Source organism: Nocardioides sp. T2.26MG-1, from assembly GCF_950101795.1.
Taxonomy (GTDB): Bacteria; Actinomycetota; Actinomycetes; order Propionibacteriales; family Nocardioidaceae; genus Nocardioides.
Genome location: NZ_CATNLZ010000032.1, coordinates 548,165 through 565,243 on the forward strand (window position 1 = coordinate 548,165; position 17,079 = coordinate 565,243).

At 71.6% G+C, this 17,079-nt stretch carries 14 protein-coding genes; 5 read left to right on the forward strand and 9 right to left on the reverse strand.

Annotated features, from left to right (window positions below; translation table 11 throughout):
• Window positions 1-171: 171 nt before the first annotated feature.
• The 5 genes from whiA to QQZ14_RS17745 are packed head-to-tail and all read right to left on the reverse strand — an operon-like array spanning window position 172 to window position 5,491.
• Window positions 172-1,158 (reverse strand): DNA-binding protein WhiA, encoded by a 987-nt coding sequence (whiA, locus tag QQZ14_RS17725; RefSeq protein WP_284535709.1) that lies wholly within the window; start codon window positions 1,156-1,158, stop codon window positions 172-174.
• A gap of 22 nt (window positions 1,159-1,180) precedes the next feature.
• Complete coding sequence (locus QQZ14_RS17730) at window positions 1,181-2,176, reverse strand: gluconeogenesis factor YvcK family protein (RefSeq protein ID WP_284535710.1); 996 nt, start codon at window positions 2,174-2,176, stop codon at window positions 1,181-1,183.
• A gap of 7 nt (window positions 2,177-2,183) precedes the next feature.
• The gene (gene rapZ, locus QQZ14_RS17735; RefSeq protein ID WP_284535711.1) at window positions 2,184-3,095 is read right to left on the reverse strand and encodes an RNase adapter RapZ; all 912 of its coding nucleotides are present in this window, start codon (window positions 3,093-3,095) and stop codon (window positions 2,184-2,186) included.
• A 5-nt stretch (window positions 3,096-3,100) separates the two neighbouring features.
• On the reverse strand, window positions 3,101-5,110 hold the full coding sequence (uvrC, locus tag QQZ14_RS17740) for an excinuclease ABC subunit UvrC (RefSeq protein WP_284535712.1): 2,010 nt from the start codon (window positions 5,108-5,110) through the stop codon (window positions 3,101-3,103).
• A 9-nt stretch (window positions 5,111-5,119) separates the two neighbouring features.
• Entirely contained in the window at window positions 5,120-5,491 is a 372-nt protein-coding gene (locus tag QQZ14_RS17745; RefSeq protein ID WP_284535713.1) for a hypothetical protein, read from the reverse strand.
• Between the two features lie 213 nt (window positions 5,492-5,704).
• Between QQZ14_RS17745 and QQZ14_RS17750 the strand changes: the two genes are divergently transcribed.
• Genes QQZ14_RS17750 through QQZ14_RS17760 form a run of 3 tightly spaced genes read left to right on the forward strand, consistent with a single transcriptional unit; the run spans window position 5,705 to window position 10,781 of the window.
• Window positions 5,705-6,661, forward strand: a complete 957-nt coding sequence (locus QQZ14_RS17750) for an ABC transporter ATP-binding protein (protein ID WP_284535714.1) — start codon at window positions 5,705-5,707, stop codon at window positions 6,659-6,661.
• The gene (locus QQZ14_RS17755) at window positions 6,658-8,019 is read left to right on the forward strand and encodes an ABC transporter permease (protein WP_284535715.1); all 1,362 of its coding nucleotides are present in this window, start codon (window positions 6,658-6,660) and stop codon (window positions 8,017-8,019) included. Before QQZ14_RS17750 ends, QQZ14_RS17755 begins: the two co-directional genes overlap by 4 nt.
• Before the next feature lie 56 nt (window positions 8,020-8,075).
• Entirely contained in the window at window positions 8,076-10,781 is a 2,706-nt protein-coding gene (locus QQZ14_RS17760) for an alkaline phosphatase family protein (protein WP_284535716.1), read from the forward strand.
• Window positions 10,782-10,871: 90 nt separating this feature from the next.
• Here QQZ14_RS17760 and QQZ14_RS17765 read toward each other — a convergent pair whose 3' ends face one another.
• Window positions 10,872-11,279, reverse strand: a complete 408-nt coding sequence (locus tag QQZ14_RS17765) for a Rieske (2Fe-2S) protein (RefSeq protein ID WP_284535717.1) — start codon at window positions 11,277-11,279, stop codon at window positions 10,872-10,874.
• A gap of 128 nt (window positions 11,280-11,407) precedes the next feature.
• Complete coding sequence (gene uvrA, locus QQZ14_RS17770) at window positions 11,408-14,404, reverse strand: excinuclease ABC subunit UvrA (protein WP_284535718.1); 2,997 nt, start codon at window positions 14,402-14,404, stop codon at window positions 11,408-11,410.
• 143 nt (window positions 14,405-14,547) lie between these two features.
• On the opposite strand from uvrA, the gene QQZ14_RS17775 reads away from it, so the two are divergent.
• Together QQZ14_RS17775 and QQZ14_RS17780 are read left to right on the forward strand one after the other, a co-directional pair.
• Window positions 14,548-15,261 carry a maleylpyruvate isomerase family mycothiol-dependent enzyme gene (locus tag QQZ14_RS17775; RefSeq protein WP_284535719.1) on the forward strand — a complete coding sequence of 238 codons (714 nt, stop codon included), beginning with the start codon at window positions 14,548-14,550 and terminating at the stop codon, window positions 15,259-15,261.
• On the forward strand, window positions 15,261-15,935 hold the full coding sequence (locus QQZ14_RS17780; protein WP_284535720.1) for an MBL fold metallo-hydrolase: 675 nt from the start codon (window positions 15,261-15,263) through the stop codon (window positions 15,933-15,935). Before QQZ14_RS17775 ends, QQZ14_RS17780 begins: the two co-directional genes overlap by 1 nt.
• Before the next feature lie 118 nt (window positions 15,936-16,053).
• Here the strand turns inward: QQZ14_RS17780 and QQZ14_RS17785 are convergent, their stop codons facing one another.
• Both QQZ14_RS17785 and QQZ14_RS17790 read right to left on the reverse strand, forming a co-directional pair.
• Window positions 16,054-16,239 carry a hypothetical protein gene (locus QQZ14_RS17785; protein ID WP_284535721.1) on the reverse strand — a complete coding sequence of 62 codons (186 nt, stop codon included), beginning with the start codon at window positions 16,237-16,239 and terminating at the stop codon, window positions 16,054-16,056.
• 127 nt (window positions 16,240-16,366) lie between these two features.
• The gene (locus QQZ14_RS17790) at window positions 16,367-16,939 is read right to left on the reverse strand and encodes a hypothetical protein (protein WP_284535722.1); all 573 of its coding nucleotides are present in this window, start codon (window positions 16,937-16,939) and stop codon (window positions 16,367-16,369) included.
• Window positions 16,940-17,079 lie beyond the last annotated feature (140 nt).

The following is a 17,079-nucleotide window of genomic DNA, read 5'->3' on the forward strand; positions in this document are numbered from 1 at the left end:
TGCGGAGCTCCTCATGTAGCGCTGGCTGATGGGGACGGCTGGGGTGTCCGACCGTCCGATTTCCGACCCTATCCCTCGGATCGCTATGACCAACCTCTCGTCCCGGGGTACGTCCCGGTAACGAGCGAAGGTCCTTCAACAACAGGACCTTAGGTCTTCATAGAGCCGAAGTCATCCCTCGTCGGCGAGCATGTCGGGGGTGAGGGACGCCTCCGTGTCGGGGATCCCGAGCTCCTCGGCGCGCTTGTCGGCCATCGCGAGCAGCCGCCGGATGCGCCCGGCGATCGCATCCTTGGTGAGCACCGGGTCGTGCAACTGCCCGAGCTCCTCGAGCGAGGCCTGCTTGTGCTCCAGCCGCAGCTCGCCGGCCATCTTGAGGTGGTCGGGCACGTCGTCGCCGAGGATCTCCATGGCCCGGTCGACCCGGGCGCCGGCCGCGACCGCAGCGCGTGCCGAGCGGCGCAGGTTGGCGTCGTCGAAGTTCGCCAGCCGGTTGGCGGTGGCCCGGACCTCGCGGCGCATCCGCCGCTCCTCCCAGGCCATCAGCGACTCGTGGGCGCCGAGGCGGGTGAGCAGCTGTCCGATCGCGTCGCCGTCGCGGATGACCACTCGGTCCACCCCGCGGACCTCGCGCGCCTTGGCATGGATGCCGAGGCGCCGGGCGACCCCGACGAGCGCGAGCGCGGCCTCCGGCCCGGGGCAGGTGACCTCGAGCGCCGAGGACCGCCCGGGCTCGGTGAGCGAGCCGTGCGCGAGGAACGCCCCGCGCCACGCGGCGACGGCGTCACAGCCGCCGCCGGAGACGACGGCAGGTGGCAGACCACGGACGGGCCGCCCGCGCTGGTCGAGCAGCCCGGTCTGCCGGGCCAGCGCCTCGCCGTCCTTGACCACGCGCACGATGTAGCGGCTGCCCTTGCGGATGCCGTTGCCCTGGACCATCACCACGTCGGACTGGTGCCCGTAGACCTCGGCGATGTTGGTGCGCAGCCGGCGGGCGGCCGCGCCGGTGTCGAACTCGGCCTCCACCACGATGCGGCCGCTGACGATGTGCAGGCCGCCGGCGAACCGCAGCATCGAGGCCACTTCGGCCTTGCGGCAGCACGTCTTCGTGACCTGGGTGCTGGCCAGCTCCGCCTTCACCTGTGCCGTCATCGCCATGGCCCAGATCCTTTCACGCCCGTCAACGACCCGCGGCGGTCCGGTCGAGATCACCGGCCCCGAGGATGCGGGCGTACGACGCCGCCAGCCGCCCAGGGTCGTGACGCGGGGAGCCGTCGCGGCAGGCGACATCCGCGACGACGAGCTCGGCGCCGGTCGCACGGACGACCTCGAGCAGGTCGTCCAGCCCGTCCCGCACGCTCGCGGCGTCGGCCAGCACCGTGTCGATGCGCAGGTCGGGAGCGTGCTCGGCGAGCACCGCCAGGTGGTCGGCGGCCTCGAACCCGGGCGTCTCCCCCGCCTGCTCGGTCAGGTTGAGCGTCACCACCACACGGGCATCGCTCGTCACGATCGCGTCGTGGAGGGCCGGCACCATCAGGTGCGGGATCACCGAGGTGAACCAGGACCCCGGGCCGAGCACCAGCCAGTCGGCGGCCCGCACGGCAGCGAGCGCCTCCGGGCACGGCTCGGGGTCGGGCGGGTCGAGGGCGATCGAGGCGATGACACCCTCGGTGGTGGCGACCTCGACCTGGCCGCGGACGGTGGTCAGACCGGCGGGATTCTCCGGGAGCCCGCGCACCTCGGCGGTGATGTCGAGCGGCGTCAGCGCCATCGGCAGCACCCGACCGGAGGTCCCAAGCAGCCGTCCCACCCAGTCGAGCGCCGCGACCGGGTCGCCGAGCTGCTCCCAGAGACCGACGATCAGGAGGTTGCCGATCACGTGGCCGCGCATGTCCCCCTGGCCCGCGAACCGGTGCTGGAGCACCCGGGACCAGGTGTCGCCCCACTGGTTGTCGCCGCACAGGGCCGCGAGCGCCATCCGCAGGTCCCCCGGCGGCAGCACCCCGAACTCCGAGCGCAGACGCCCGGACGAGCCGCCGTTGTCGGCTACGGTGACCACGGCGGTCAGGTCGTCGACCACCAGGTCGTCCACGAGCAGGCGCAGCGCCTGCAGCGAGGCGGCGAGCCCGTGGCCACCCCCGAAGGCGACCACGGACTGGGCTCGGTCGTGTGCCACGCGCGGCTCACTCACGCCCGAGGTCGCGGTGGGTGGCTCGCGTGTCGAACCCCGACGCCGCCAGCCGGCGGGCGATCTCCTCGGTCATCGCGACGCTGCGGTGCTTGCCACCGGTGCAGCCGATCGCGACGGTCATGAACCGTTTGCCCTCCCGCAGGTAGCCTGCGGCGACCCCCTCGAGCACGGGGACGTAGGCGTCGAGGAACTCCGCCGCCCCGGGCTGGGTGAGGACGTAGTCGGCGACCGTGGCGTCGAGACCGGTGCGCGGCCGCAGCTCGGGGACCCAGTGCGGGTTGGGCAGGAACCTCATGTCGGCCACGAAGTCGGCGTCGACCGGGATGCCGTACTTGACCCCGAAGCTCACCACGCTCACCTTGAGCCGGGTCGTGTCGGGAGTGCCGAACGCCTCGGCGATCCGGTCGGTGAGCTGGTGGACGTTGAGCCGGGTGGTGTCGATGACGAGGTCGGCGTCGCTGCGCAGGTCGGCCAGCACCTCGCGCTCACGGACCAGCCCGTCGATCAGCCGGCCCGTCCCCTGGAGCGGGTGGGGACGCCGGGCCGCATCCTGTCGGCGTACGAGGACGTCGTCGGTCGCCTCGAGGAAGACCAAGGTCGCGTGCCTCCCGGTCGCCCCCTGGGCGAGGTTGGCCTGCAGCGTCTGGAAGAAGGACCCGGAGCGTACGTCGACCACCACGGCGATCGGCTGCTCGCTGCCGCGGCTGTCGTCGACGAGCCGGACCACCTCGCGCAGCAGGCTCGGCGGCAGGTTGTCCACGACGTAGTAGCCCAGGTCCTCGAGCTCCTTGGCCGCGGTGCTCCGGCCGGCACCGGTCATGCCGGTGACGACGACGAGCTCACCCAGCCGCGGGTGGGGGGTCGACCTGTCGCTGGACCTGTCGCTGGGACTGTCGCTGGGCACGGGGCCTAGCCCTCCTCGATCTCGCCGGTGGCGGTGTTGACGCTGACGATGGCGGGACCAGTCTTGCCGGTGCTCCGCGAGACCGCATCCTTGATCGCACCGGCGGTGCGTGCCCCGATGCCCGGGACCTGGGCGATCTCCTCCGCCGTGGCCTCCCGCAGCCGCTTGAGGGAGCCGAAGTGCTTGATCAGGGTCTTGCGGCGCACCTCCCCCAGGCCGGGCACGTCGTCGAGCAGGCTCTCGACCATCGACTTCGAACGGCGAGATCGGTGGTGGGTGATCGCGAACCGGTGCGCCTCGTCGCGGATCCGCTGGAGCAGGTAGAGGCCCTCGCTGGATCGCGCCAGGATCACGGGGTCCTCCTGGCCCGGCAGCCAGACCTCCTCGAGCCGCTTGGCCAGTCCGCAGACCGGGATGTCGACGATGCCGAGCTCGGCCAACGCTCGCTGCGCGGCAGCGACCTGGGGCGCGCCGCCGTCGACGACGACGAGGCCGGGTGCGTACGCGAACTTGCGCGGCCTGCCGGTCTCCGGGTCGACGAGCATCGGCCCGTTCGCGCCGTCGACGTCCGTCGACGGGACCGAGGTCGCCTGCTCGTCGAGCAGCCGTTTGAAGCGGCGCGTGATGACCTCGTGCATGGCCCGCACGTCGTCGGAGCCGTCCTGGCCCCGGATCACGAACCGGCGGTACTCGGACTTGCGGGCGAGTCCGTCCTCGAAGACCACCATCGACGCGACGATCTCGGACCCCTGGAGGTGAGAGATGTCGTAGCACTCGATGCGCAGCGGCACCTCGTCGAGGCCGAGGGCGTCCTGGATCTCCTCGAGGGCCCGGTTGCGCGTGGTGAGGTCGCTGGCCCGCTTCGTCTTGTGCAGCGCGAGCGCCTGGGCGGCGTTCTGGGCGACCGTGTCCTGCAGGGTCCGCTTGTCACCGCGCTGCGGCACCCGGATCGCGACCCGCGAGCCGCGCAGGTCGCCGAGCAGCTGCTCGTACGTCGCGACGTCGGCCGGCAGCGCGGGCACGAGGATCTCGCGCGGGATCTCGTCGGAGCCGGCCCCGGCGTACAGCTGAAGCAGGAAGTCGTCGACCAGCTCGGCCGTGCCGCCCTCATCAACGCGGTCGGCCACCCAGCCCCGCTGACCGCGGATCCGGCCGCCGCGCACGTAGAAGATCTGCACGGCGACCTCGAGCGGGTCCTCGGCGAGCGCGATCACGTCCGCGTCGGTGCCGTCGCCGAGCACGACCGCCTGCTTCTCGAGCGCCTTGTGCAGCGCGCCCAGGTCGTCGCGCAGCCGCGCCGCCTTCTCGAAGTCGAGCGCGTCGGACGCGGCGTACATCTCACGTTCGATGCGCTTCACGAACGCGGTCGTGTGCCCGCCCATGAAGTCGCAGAAGTCGTCGACGATCGCGCGGTGCTCCTCGGCGCTCACGTTGCCCACGCACGGGGCCGCGCACTTGTCGATGTAGCCCAGCAGGCACGGACGGCCGATCTGCGAGGAGCGCTTGAACACGCCGTTGCTGCACGAGCGCATCGGGAAGACCCGCAGCAGCAGGTCCACGGTCTCGCGGATCGCCCAGGCGTGGCTGTAGGGGCCGAAGTAGCGGGTGCCCTTGCGCTTGGCGCCGCGCCCGACCATCACCCGCGGGAACTCCTCGCCCACTGTCACCGCCAGCCACGGGTAGGACTTGTCGTCGCGGTACTTCACGTTGAAGCGCGGGTCGAACTCCTTGATCCAGGAGTACTCGAGCTGCAGGGCCTCGACCTCGGTCTTGACCACCGTCCACTCGACGCTGGCCGCGGTCGTCACCATCGTGGCGGTCCGCGGGTGCAGGTGGGCCACATCCTGGAAGTACGACGACAGCCGGGCCCGCAGGTTCTTGGCCTTGCCGACGTAGACCACCCGGCCGCGCGGGTCGCGGAAGCGGTAGACACCCGGCTGGGTCGGGATCGATCCGGGCTCGGGACGGTAGGAGTGCGGGCCTCGGGTGGAGCGGGACGGTCGAGCGGGAGGCACGCCGCAACCCTACGTTCCAGCGGGGACAGTCTCGTCCGAGCGAGCCGCGCGCAGCGTGTCGAGCGCTCCCAGCGCACGCTCGGTGACGGCCAGGGTCGCCGCCATGGCGGCGACCGCGACCAGGCTGCCCACCTCGGTGGGCCAGTGGCCCGGGCCCAGCCGGGTCAGCAGCGCACCGGCGCCGGCAGCAGTGAGAAGGGCGGTGAGCCGGCGGGTCAACGGGCGCCGGTAGACCCCCTGCCAGGCCACGCCGACCAGCACCGCGGCACAGGCCGCCGGCAGCGCGTCGCTGTCGGAGACGCCGAGGAGGAACGCCGCGGGGACCAGCCAGAAGAGCCGCTGGATGCCGCCCGCCGGACCGAAGGAGGGATCGTGCTGCACGCGCTCATGGTCTCGCGCTCGGCGCTCCTGCTGGGAGCCGGGTCTGCTCACCGCCGGCGGACCTGGCCGGGTGTGGCCCCCGAAACGGTGGACGCCGTTCGCGAACCGTTCGGCGAATGCCTCCGAGCCCGTCATGTGCGGCTCCTAGTTTTCCGGTCGGCGGGGGGCAGCTGATGTGCACGGCCTGATGACCAGATGGAGTTGAGCCCCCCTATGCCTTCGACCGCCGTTCGGGCGCGCGGTCTCACCAAGAGGTTCGGCGACGTCGTCGCCCTCGATGGTGTCGACCTGGACGTCTCCTCCGGACAGATCCACGGCCTCGTCGGGCCGAACGGGGCAGGGAAGACGACCCTGCTCGGTCTGCTGCTCGGCCTGGCCGTGGCCGACCACGGCCAGCTCGAGGTGCTCGGTGCGCCGGCGGGTGAGTCGCTGGCCCTGGCGGGTGGAGTCGCCGGCTTCGTCGACGGGCCCGGGCTGTACCCGTCGCTCACCGCTCGCCAGAACCTGTCCGCTCTCGCCTCCCTCCGTGGGCGGGTCGACGGGAGCCGCGACGCCGTGGACGAGCTGCTCGGCCGGGTCGGGCTCCGGGACGTCGCCGACGATCCGGTGCGCGGCTTCTCGCTCGGGATGCGCCAGCGGCTCGGACTGGCGGCCGCGCTCCTCGGGGAGCCGCGGCTCCTGGTCCTCGACGAGCCGGCGAACGGGCTCGACCCCGCGGGCAAGCGGCAGGTGCACCGGGTCCTGACCGAGCTCGCCGACTCCGGGGTGACGATCATCCTGTCCAGCCACCGGATGGACGACCTCACCGCCCTCTGCGACGAGGTCTCCCTGCTCTCCGTCGGACGGGTGGTGTTCTCGGGTCCGGTGCAGAAGCTGGCCGCCGAGAGTGGCGAGCTCGACCACCGCCTCGTCACCTCGGACCCGGCCGGTGCCCGCAGCGTCGCGGAGCGTACGCCGGGCCTGCGGGTGCTGACCGGCCGCAGGTCGGGGTCGCCGGCCGACGACGGCTCGCTGTTCGTCCGCGGGCCCCAGGCCTCCGTCGAGGATCTCGTCGTCCGGCTGGTCGGCGCAGGCCTCGTGCCCCGAGAGCTCGGGCCCGTCGTGTCCCAGCTCGAGGCGGCGTTCCTGGCGCTCACCGGCGCCGCCGACGAGGAGGAGGACGCCCGATGAGTGTTGCGGCCGCGACGGCACCGACCCGGACCACGGCGGTGCCGGTGCTCCGGGGCTACCGGTTCGAGCTCGTCAAGCTGGCCGCCCAGTGGCGCCTCCGACTGGTGCTGCTGGCCTGTCTGCTCGCGCCGGCCGTGTACACCGGCGTGGTCAGCCGCCAGACCTCGCTCCCGGCGGATGCCGTCTACGGCCGCTGGATGGGCCAGTCCGGGTGGGCCGGATCCCTGGTGATCCTGGTCTTCATGGGCACCCTGGTGCTGCCCCTGCTCACCTGCGTCGTCGCCGGTGACATCTTCGCCGTCGAGGACCGGCTCGGGACCTGGCGCCACCTGCTGGTCGCCGTGAGGTCGTCCCGCCGCATCTTCCTCGCCAAGGCGCTGGCCGCGCTCACCGTCACCCTCGTGCTCCTCGGCGCCCTGGTCGGCTCCTCGATCGTGGGCGGGCTCGTCTCGATCGGGAGTCATCCGCTGCCCGGGCTCGACGGGCACGCGATGGGCTCCGCCGAGCTCTGCCGGACGGTCCTGCTGGCATGGCTCACCGCGCTCCCGCCGACGCTGGCCTTCTCCGCGGTCGGCCTGCTCGGATCCGTAGCGCTGGGGCGGTCGCCCCTGGGCCTGCTGATGCCGGTCGTGCTCGCGCTGGTGCTGGAGGGCGTCCAGCTGATGCCGGTGCCCGCCGCACTGCGCGTCGCGCTCCCGATGAACGCGTTCCTGGGCTACCGGGGGCTCCTCACGTCGCCGACCCAGCTCGAGACCCTCTGGATCGGCGTCGGCGTGAGCCTCTCGTGGGCGGCGCTCGCGACCTACCTGGCGTACCGGCTCTTCGTGCGCCGCGACTTCACCGACCTGGCGTACGACGGCTCGGGCCGTCGGTTCCTCGTCGCCGGGCTGGCACCGCTGGCCGGCCTGGTCGTCCTCACCACCTTCTCCGTCGCGGTGGCGACCGGCGCGACCGGCTCCGGCGTCGACCGGGCCAAGCTGGAGACGGCACTGGCCACGTCGTTCTCGCACCTCTATGTCCTGCAGACCGACGAGCTGCACCGGCCTGCGGTGACCAAGGAGCAGCTGCAGACGTCCGCCCGGTGCGACAAGGGCGGCGACCGCGTCGACGACACCGGCCCGGGCGCCGACTGGCGCTGCGTCGTCACCTGGACCCTGCCCGGCGCATCCGCCACCGGCACCGCGATCTACCAGCTCGACGTCGCCGCCGACGGACGGTACGTCGCCGACGGCGACGGCCCGAAGGCGGTCAACGGCTACTTCCCGATCCACACCCCCACGGGCGACGCGCCCAACCCCCTGTGGCAGTTCGACGGCTTCGTCGACCTGCTCGACACCCCACCGAGAGGAACACGATGAATGTCAGGCGAAACCGTGCGGCCAGGCCCGCACGGCGATTCTCTCGCAAGCTGCCCGTGGTCGTCGCCGCCGGAGTGGCGCTGGCGGTCACCGGCGGCGTCGCCTACGGCACGACCGTCGGCTTCGGCCGCAACCTGGTCGGCACGGAGTACGCCGACGGACTGCAGATCTCGTCCGACCAGATCCTCAAGCCCCTGGGCGAGCGGCTGACGACGCCGTACGGCAAGTTCATGGGCTCCACGGTCAGCCCGGACGGCCGCTTCCTGGCCGCGACGGCCAACGACCGAGGGGTCTCGCTGCAGGTGTTCGACCTGTCGTCGTACCGGCTGATCTGGCGGGGCGGCACGGCGTCGGGCGTCGACGCCCGCCTGTCCGACAACACCGTCGGCCAGGAGGGACCGGCCTACTCTCCCGACGGGGCGTTCCTCTGGATGCCCAACGCGACCGGTCTCACCCGCTTCCCCGTGAACGCCGACGGCACCCTGGGGACCGGCACGAAGGTGCCGATCCCGACCGCCAACGGGCAGCAGGCGCTCACCGCAGGTCTGGCCTTCTCCCCGGACGGCTCGACGCTCTACGCCGCCGTCAACGGCCAGAACACGGTGGCCGCGATCGACCCCGCCGCCGGCACCGTCACGCGGACCTGGGACGTCGGCATCGCTCCGCGGCAGCTCGCCGTCGTCGGCACCAAGCTCTACGTGAGCGACGAGGGCGGGCGGCGGCCGCGCCCGGGCGAGACCACGATGGGGTCGTACGGCACCGACGTCCCCGCCGACCCGGTCCTCGGCACCTCGACGACCGGCGCCCTCAGCGTCATCGACACCGCTCAGCCGGCCGCGGCCGTCCGCGAGATCGGCGTCGGCCTCCACCCGACCGCGATGCACGTCGAGGACGATGTCCTCTACGTCGCCAACACCAACGACGACACGGTGTCGGTGGTCGACACCGCGATCGACAAGGTCGTGCAGACGATCGCGACCCAGCCCTGGCGCGGCTCGAAGATCGGCTACGCACCCGACGCCGTCCGCGTGGTCGACGACCGCCTCCTCGTCAGCCTCGGTCGGGCCAACGCGATCGCGGTTTACAAGCTCGGCGACAACGCCCTCGACCCGGTCAGCTACGTCGGCCTCCTGCCCACGGACTACTACCCCGAGGACCTCTTCCCGGTCGGCGACCAGATCGTGGTGGCCAACCGGCGCGGCATCGACGCCCGCGGCCCGCTCATCACGTTCAACAAGGGCTACGGGACCACGCCGGCGACCGGTCACGGCACGCACGGCACGACCGCCTCCCTGACCCGTTTCCGCCTGCCGAGCGACCGGGAGATCCAGGAGACCCACACCCCGACGGTCTTCGCCCAGAACGGCTGGGGCGACGCCGACACCGACGTGAAGCACGCCCACGGCCAACGGGCCAGGGCCGTCCCCGTCCCCCGCCGGATCGGGGACCCGTCGACGATCAAGCACGTCTTCATGCTGGTCAAGGAGAACCGGACCTACGACCAGATCCACGGCGACATGCCCGAGGGCAACGGCGACGCGTCGCTCGCCCAGTTCGGCGAGCAGGTCACCCCGAACCTCCATGCACTCGCTCGCCAGTTCGGTCTCTACGACAACACCTACGACGTCGGCACCAACTCTGCCGAGGGCCACAACTGGCTGATGCAGGGCGACAACCCCGAGTACACCGAGTCGAGCGCAGGTGAGTACGTCCGCTCCTACGACACCGAGGAGGACGTGCTCGGCCACCAGCGCTCGGGCTTCCTGTGGACGGCCGTGCAGGAGGCCGGCGCGACCGCGAGGAACTACGGCGAGTTCGAGTTCACCGAGGGGAAGCCGTCCGGGACCTGGCAGCAGTACTACTGCGCCGTCAAGAGCGTCGAGGACGGCGGGGACCCCGCCCAGCTGACCGCTCCGGAGCTGAAGGGCGACTACGGCTCGGTCATCCCGTCGCTGAACGAGATCAGCAACCCGCTGTCACCGCCGTTCGACATGAGCATCCCCGACATGTACCGCTACGAGATCTGGAAGCAGGACTTCCAGCGGCATGGGCCGGCGGACTTCAACATGGTCTGGCTGTCCGACGACCACACCGGTGGCCCGGTGTCCGCGCGCTCCAACGTCGCGAGCGGCGACCTCGCGGTGGGCAAGATCGTCGAGACGATCTCGCACAGCCGCTACTGGAAGGACTCCGCGATCTTCGTGGTGGAGGACGACAGCCAGAACGGTGCCGACCACGTCGACGGCCACCGGGCGCCGATCCAGGTCATCAGCCCCTGGGCGGCCCACGGCAAGACGATCTCGACGTACTACTCCCAGATCTCGATGGTCCGCACCATCGAGCAGATCCTGGGAGCCGAGCCGCTGAACCAGAAGGTCGCGGCGGCGACGCCGATGTTCGACGCGTTCGGGTCGAAGCCCGACTACGGGCGGTACACCGCACTGCCGAACCGGGTCTCGCTGACCGAGAACATCGCGACTGCTCCCGCGTGCGGACTCGACACCCCGCCCAACGGGGCGTCCGCGAGGACCGGGCCCGTCCCGGCGAGTGCCGTGTCCTACACGGTCGCGTGGCAGCGGTGGGCGAAGCGGCAGCACTTCAGCGGCCACCGTGCCCAGGCCGACTACGCCAACCCGGAGCAGATGAACCGCTACACCTGGTACGACGCCCACCACTGGGACCTGCCGTACCCGGGCGACCCGAAGGTCTACCTGCCGGGTGAGGTGCCGGGGGCAGCCCTCCCGGGTGCAGAGGTCGACTGACGCACAGCAGCCCACGCAGTCCTTCGAGGCGGCGGCGGGGGCCCCCCCCCCCCACCACCACACNGGGCCCCCCCCCGCCGGCGTCGTGGGTCAGGCCGTGGTGATCTCGCCGCCCGTGACGGTGACCGCGACCGCGGGCAGCGGCTTGGTGGCCGGGCCGGTCGCGACCGACCCGTCCGTGATGGAGAACTTGCTCCCGTGGCACGTGCAGTTGATCGTGCCGTCCTTCACCGCGGTGACCGGGCAGCCCTGGTGGGTGCAGATCGACGAGAACCCCCTGAACTGACCCTCGGTCGGCTGGGTGACCACGATCTTCTGGTCGGCGTAGATCGTGCCTCCGCCCACCGGCACGTCGGAGGCCGGGCCGAGCTTCTCGCCGGACGTCACGTCGGGAGCGTCCGACGCACCGGAGGACCCGCCGCCGCTCCCGCACGCGGCCAACAGGGGAGCCGCCACCCCCACCGCCGTCGCTCCGGCCAGGGCCTGGCGTCGCGTCATCCATCGGTTGGTCCCCATGCTCACGGTCGTCCTCTCGACGGGCAGTCGTTGAATCTTCACCCTACAAACGCAGGCCGGCGCCGAGAGGTTCACGCGAATGAGAGTTCGGTGAGAATCCCCGGCCTCGGTCAGCCAGCCTTGCGGACCGCGGCCTTCTTGGCCGCCGTCTTCTTGGCGGCGGTCTTCCTCGCCGCGGCCTTGGTGGCGGGGCCGTTCGCGGCCGGCTTCGCGGGGCTCGCCCGGCGCGTCGGCTGCTTGGCGGCCCGTCCCTCGAGCAGAGGAGCGAGGAACTGGCCGGTGTAGCTGTCGGCGTTGTCGGCCACCGTCTCCGGAGTGCCCTCGGCGACCACCATGCCGCCGCGAGAGCCGCCCTCGGGTCCCATGTCGACCAGCCAGTCGGCGGTCTTGATCACGTCGAGGTTGTGCTCGATCACCAGCACGGTGTTGCCCTGGTCGACCAGCCGGCCGAGCACGAGCAGCAGCTTGCGGATGTCCTCGAAGTGCAGACCGGTCGTCGGCTCGTCGAGCACGTAGACAGTGCGCCCGGTGGAGCGCTTCTGGAGCTCCGAGGAGAGCTTGACACGCTGCGCCTCGCCGCCGGACAGCGTCGTGGCCGGCTGCCCCAGCCGGACGTAGCCCAGGCCGACCTCGACCAGCGTCTTCATGTGCCGGGCGATCGCGGGCACCGCGGCGAAGAACTCGGCGGCCTCCTCGATCGGCATGTCCAGCACCTCGGCGATGGTCTTGCCCTTGTAGTGGACCTCGAGCGTCTCGCGGTTGTAGCGGGCGCCGTGGCACACCTCGCACGGGACGTAGACGTCCGGCAGGAAGTTCATCTCGATCTTGATCGTGCCGTCGCCGGAGCACGCCTCGCAGCGACCGCCCTTGACGTTGAAGGAGAAGCGGCCCTGGAGGTAGCCGCGCATCTTCGCCTCGGGGGTGGAGGCGAACAGCTTGCGGATGTGGTCGAAGACCCCGGTGTACGTCGCCGGGTTGGACCGCGGGGTACGCCCGATGGGCGACTGGTCGACATGGATGACCTTGTCGACGTGCTCGAGGCCGCTGATCTTCTGGTGCCGGCCCGGCACCGCGCGGGCGTTGTAGATCTGCTTGGCCAGCGAGGTGTAGAGGATGTCGTTGACGAGCGTGGACTTGCCCGAGCCCGAGACGCCCGTGACCGCCACGAACAGCCCGAGCGGGAACGACACGTCGACGTCGCGGAGGTTGTGCTCGCGGGCGCCGTGCACGGTCAGCTCGCGGCCCTTGGTCCGCGGACGGCGTACGGCGGGCACCGGGATCTCGCGGCGGCCGGAGAGGTACTGGCCGGTCATCGAGTCGGGGTGGCGCAGCAGGTCCTCGACGCTGCCGCTGTGGACCACCTGGCCGCCGTGCTCGCCGGCACCGGGCCCGATGTCCACGACCCAGTCGGCGACCCGGATGGTGTCCTCGTCGTGCTCGACGACGATCAGGGTGTTGCCGAGGTCCTTGAGCCGCAGCAGGGTCTCGATCAGACGGTGGTTGTCGCGCTGGTGCAGCCCGATCGACGGCTCGTCGAGGACGTAGAGCACCCCGACGAGGCCGGCCCCGATCTGCGTCGCCAGCCGGATCCGCTGCGCCTCGCCACCCGACAGCGAGCCCGAGGGCCGGTCGAGCGAGAGGTAGTCGAGGCCGACGTCGAGCAGGAAGTTGAGCCGCTCCTGGATCTCCTTGAGCACCCGCTCGCCGATCTGCCGCTCACGCGGGGTGAGGTCGAGGTGGCGCAGGTAGTCGGCGGTCTCGTTGATGGGCAGCGCGCAGACCTCGGCGATGTTCTTGCCGCCGTCCTGCAACGACCCGCCGAGCGTGACCGACATCGACACCGGCTTGAGCCGGCTCCCGCCGCACGTCGGGCAGGGCACCTCGCGCATGAACCCCTCGAACCGCTCGCGGCTCGTGTCGGACTCGGCCTCGCGGTGCCGGCGCTCGACGTAGGTGCGCACGCCCTCGAACTCGGCGTAGTAGGCGCGCTGCCGCCCGTAGCGGTTGCGGGTCACCACGTGGACCTTGGTGGAGTGCCCGTCGAGGATCGACCGCTGCGCCTTGGCCGAGAGGTCCTCCCACGGCGTGTTGAGGTCGAACCCGAGCTCGTCGCCGAGCGCGCCCATCAGGCGCAGGAAGTAGTCGGCGACGTGCGCCTGGCTCCAGGGCTGGATCGCGCCCTCCCCCAGCGTCGCCTGCGGGTTGGGGACGACGAGCTCGGGGTCGACCTCCATCCGGGTGCCGAGGCCGTGGCAGGCCGGGCACGCACCGAACGGGGAGTTGAACGAGAACGAGCGCGGCTCGAGCTCGTCGGTGTCGATCGGGTGCTCGTTGGGGCAGGCCATCTTCTCGCTGAACCGCATCTCGCGGTGCGGGTCCTTGGCGTCCAGGTCCACGAAGTCGAACAGCACCAGGCCGCCCGCCAGCTGCAGGGCGGTCTCGACCGAGTCGGTGAGCCGGCGCTTGGAGGACTCCTTGACCGCCAGGCGGTCGACGACCACCTCGATCGTGTGCTTCTTCTGCTTGTCGAGCGTCGGCGGCTCGTCCAGCGAGTAGGTCTCACCGTTGACCCGGGCCCGCGAGAAGCCCTGGGTCTGCAGCTGCTTGAAGAGCTCGACGTACTCCCCCTTGCGGCCGCGGATCACCGGGGCGAGCACCTGGAACCGCCGGCCCTCCTCGAGCGTGAGGATGCGGTCGACGATCTGCTGCGGCGTCTGCCGCTCGATCGGGGCGCCGCACGTGGGGCAGTGCGGCCGACCCGCACGCGCGTAGAGCAGCCGGAGGTAGTCGTAGACCTCCGTGATCGTGCCGACCGTGGAGCGGGGGTTCTTGGACGTGGACTTCTGGTCGATCGAGACCGCCGGCGAGAGGCCCTCGATGAAGTCGACGTCCGGCTTGTCCATCTGCCCGAGGAACTGGCGGGCGTACGCCGAGAGCGACTCGACGTAGCGCCGCTGTCCCTCCGCGAAGATCGTGTCGAAGGCGAGCGAGGACTTGCCGGAGCCCGAGAGGCCCGTGAAGACGATGAGCGAGTCTCGGGGGAGGTCGATCGAGACGTCCTTGAGGTTGTGCTCCCGGGCCCCCCGGATGATGAGCTGGTCCGCCACTGCGTTGTCCCCTGGTCCCCTCGTCTTCGAACACGTGTTCGTCATCGTAACCGGCGCGAGCTCGTCATAACGAGCCCCGGCGTACGGATGTTCCCCACGATCTCACGGGCCACCGACAACGGCCCGTCCGGCAGGATGGGGCCATGGCCGACCTCACGCCCGACCACCCGATGATCCACCTCCACGACCTGCTGGCCGAGGCCACCCGCCGGCTGATCCGCACCACGGACGGCCTGGCCGACGACGACTACGCGGCGCCGAGTGCGCTCCCGGATTGGACCCGGGGCCACGTGCTCGCCCACCTCGCCCTGAACGCCGAGGGTCTCGCCGCGGCGCTCGCCGGCATCGTCGAGGGGAACCGGACGCCGATGTACGCCTCGCAGGAGGCCCGGGACGCCGACATCGAGGTGCTCGCCGGGCAGGAGCCGGCGGCGATCCGGACCCGGCTCCTCGGCGCCTGCACCGACCTGGCCGACGCCATCGCAGCGGTCCCGGACGACGCGTGGGACAGCAGCATCGAGCGGACGCCCGGCGGGCGCACCTTCCCGGCCTCGGCGGTCCCAGGCATGCGGCTGCGCGAGGTGGAGATCCACCATGCGGATCTCGCGGCCGGCTACGACCGGACCGCCTGGCCGCCGGCCTTCACCGTGCTGCTGCTCGACGGTATGACGACGCGCGTCTCCGCCGGCGCCGGGCTCACGGCGTACGCCACCGATCTCGGCCGCACGTGGAACCTCGGTGCGGGCCCGACCGTCTCCGGGACCGCCGCCGACCTCGGCTGGTGGCTCACCGGGCGCGGCGACGGCGAGGGGCTGACCAGCGACAGCGGCGAGCTGCCGCGCATCGAGGAGTGGTGATGAACGAGTACACGGGACAGGTCGAGCCGGGCGCCGGACCCGACGTGCGCGAGCTAGAGCACCTGACGATCGCGAAGGTCGCGGTCGACGCGCAGATGTCCAACAACTGCTACCTGCTGCGGTGCCGGCGCACCGGCGAGCAGGTCCTCATCGACGCCGCAGCCGAGCCGGAAACGCTGCTGCCGTTGATCGGGGATGCGGGGCTGACCGCGGTGGTCACGACCCACCAGCACTGGGACCACCACCGGGCCCTCGCCGACGTGGTGTCCGCGACCCGCGCCGAGGTCGTCGTCGGCGCTCCAGACGCACAGGCGGTGACGGACCAGACCGGCGTGGTCGTCACCCGCCGGGTCGCGCAGGGTGACACCGTGGCAGTCGGCGACTGCACCCTGTCGGTGATCGCCCTCGCCGGCCACACCCCCGGCTCCATCGCGCTGCTGTACGAGGACCCCAGCGGCCCTCCGCACCTGTTCACCGGCGACTCGCTGTTCCCGGGCGGCGTGGGCAACACCTTCGGCGACGAGGGCGCCTTCGCGCAGCTGATCGACGAGGTCGAGACCAAGGTCTTCCAGCGGCTTCCCGACGAGACCTGGTTCTACCCCGGCCACGGGGACGACTCGACGCTCGGCGCCGAGCGTCCGGCACTCCCGGAGTGGCGCAACCGCGGCTGGTAGCCGCGCCTCGCGCCCTCGACGGCGGGTCGCGAGCGCGGTCGCGCTGCGCCCGATGGCTGGAGTCCGATCGGTGACGACGAGTCGCTCTTGATCGCCGCCGCGGTGAGCTGCGGGCACCTCAGCATCGAGCCTGCGTAGATCGAGCCTGCGTAGATCGAGCCTGCGTAGATCCGGGCGCGCCGAGGAACCGATCGACCGAGACGTGGGCGTCCGCGAGCCGCCACACGCCGCACATCGCGACGACCAAGCCGCAGATGACGAGGATGCGCTGCGCAGCGCCGTCAGTGACGTGCGCGGTGCTCACGGCGCGACTGTCGCACGGCCGGGCCCCTGGATCTCTGTCGTTTGGTCACCAACGGCAGAACCGGAGCACCGAACCGTGTCGTTGGTGACCAAACCACGACACCAGCCACGGCGAGCGAGACCGCCGCTCAGGCGACGGAGGACCAGCCCCCGTCGCCGTCGGATTCCCAGTCGGCGGTCGAGGGAAGCGGTGAACGCCCAGGCCCCGTCGCGTCGGTCGACCAATCGGCGAGCTCGGTCGGGAACGTCAGGTCGTCAAGGGTGGGGATCGAGTCGAGGTCGAGGAGCTCCGCGATCGGCATCCCGGCCGGGAGGCTGTCCTCGCTCAGGCGGGCGAAGACGCGGAGCGACTCCCAGCGCGGCGCCGTCCCTGCGTCCAGGTGCTCGAGCATCGCGTCCTCGGCGAGGCCGGCGTCGACGACGACGACCAGCTTGTCGACCCCGTGAGCACCGATCCAGCGCCACAGCGTCCGCGCGGAGAAGCGGCGGTCCCGGGCCAGCCGCATCACCCGCTCGACGGCCGGGGCGGACACCCCACCGGCGAGCAGGCGCGCCTCGACGTCGCCGTGCTGCACCCGCTCGGGGTGCCGCTCCAGCTCGAGGTCGCGGCGGCGCGCGCCCTGGCCGGGCGAGCGCACGACGGTGCCGGCGATCGCCAGACCGAGGCAGGTCATGCAGATCAGGAACAGTCCGAGGACCATCGCTCACCCTCCTTCCCGTGCTCCGGCCGGTCGGCCGAGGTCGTGGTCGACCCCCGCAACTCCCCCGCCCCGTACAGGGTTACGCCGCAGCGCGCCCGCGGCCCCGGCGGGCTAGACCAGAAATGCCACGAAATCTCGAG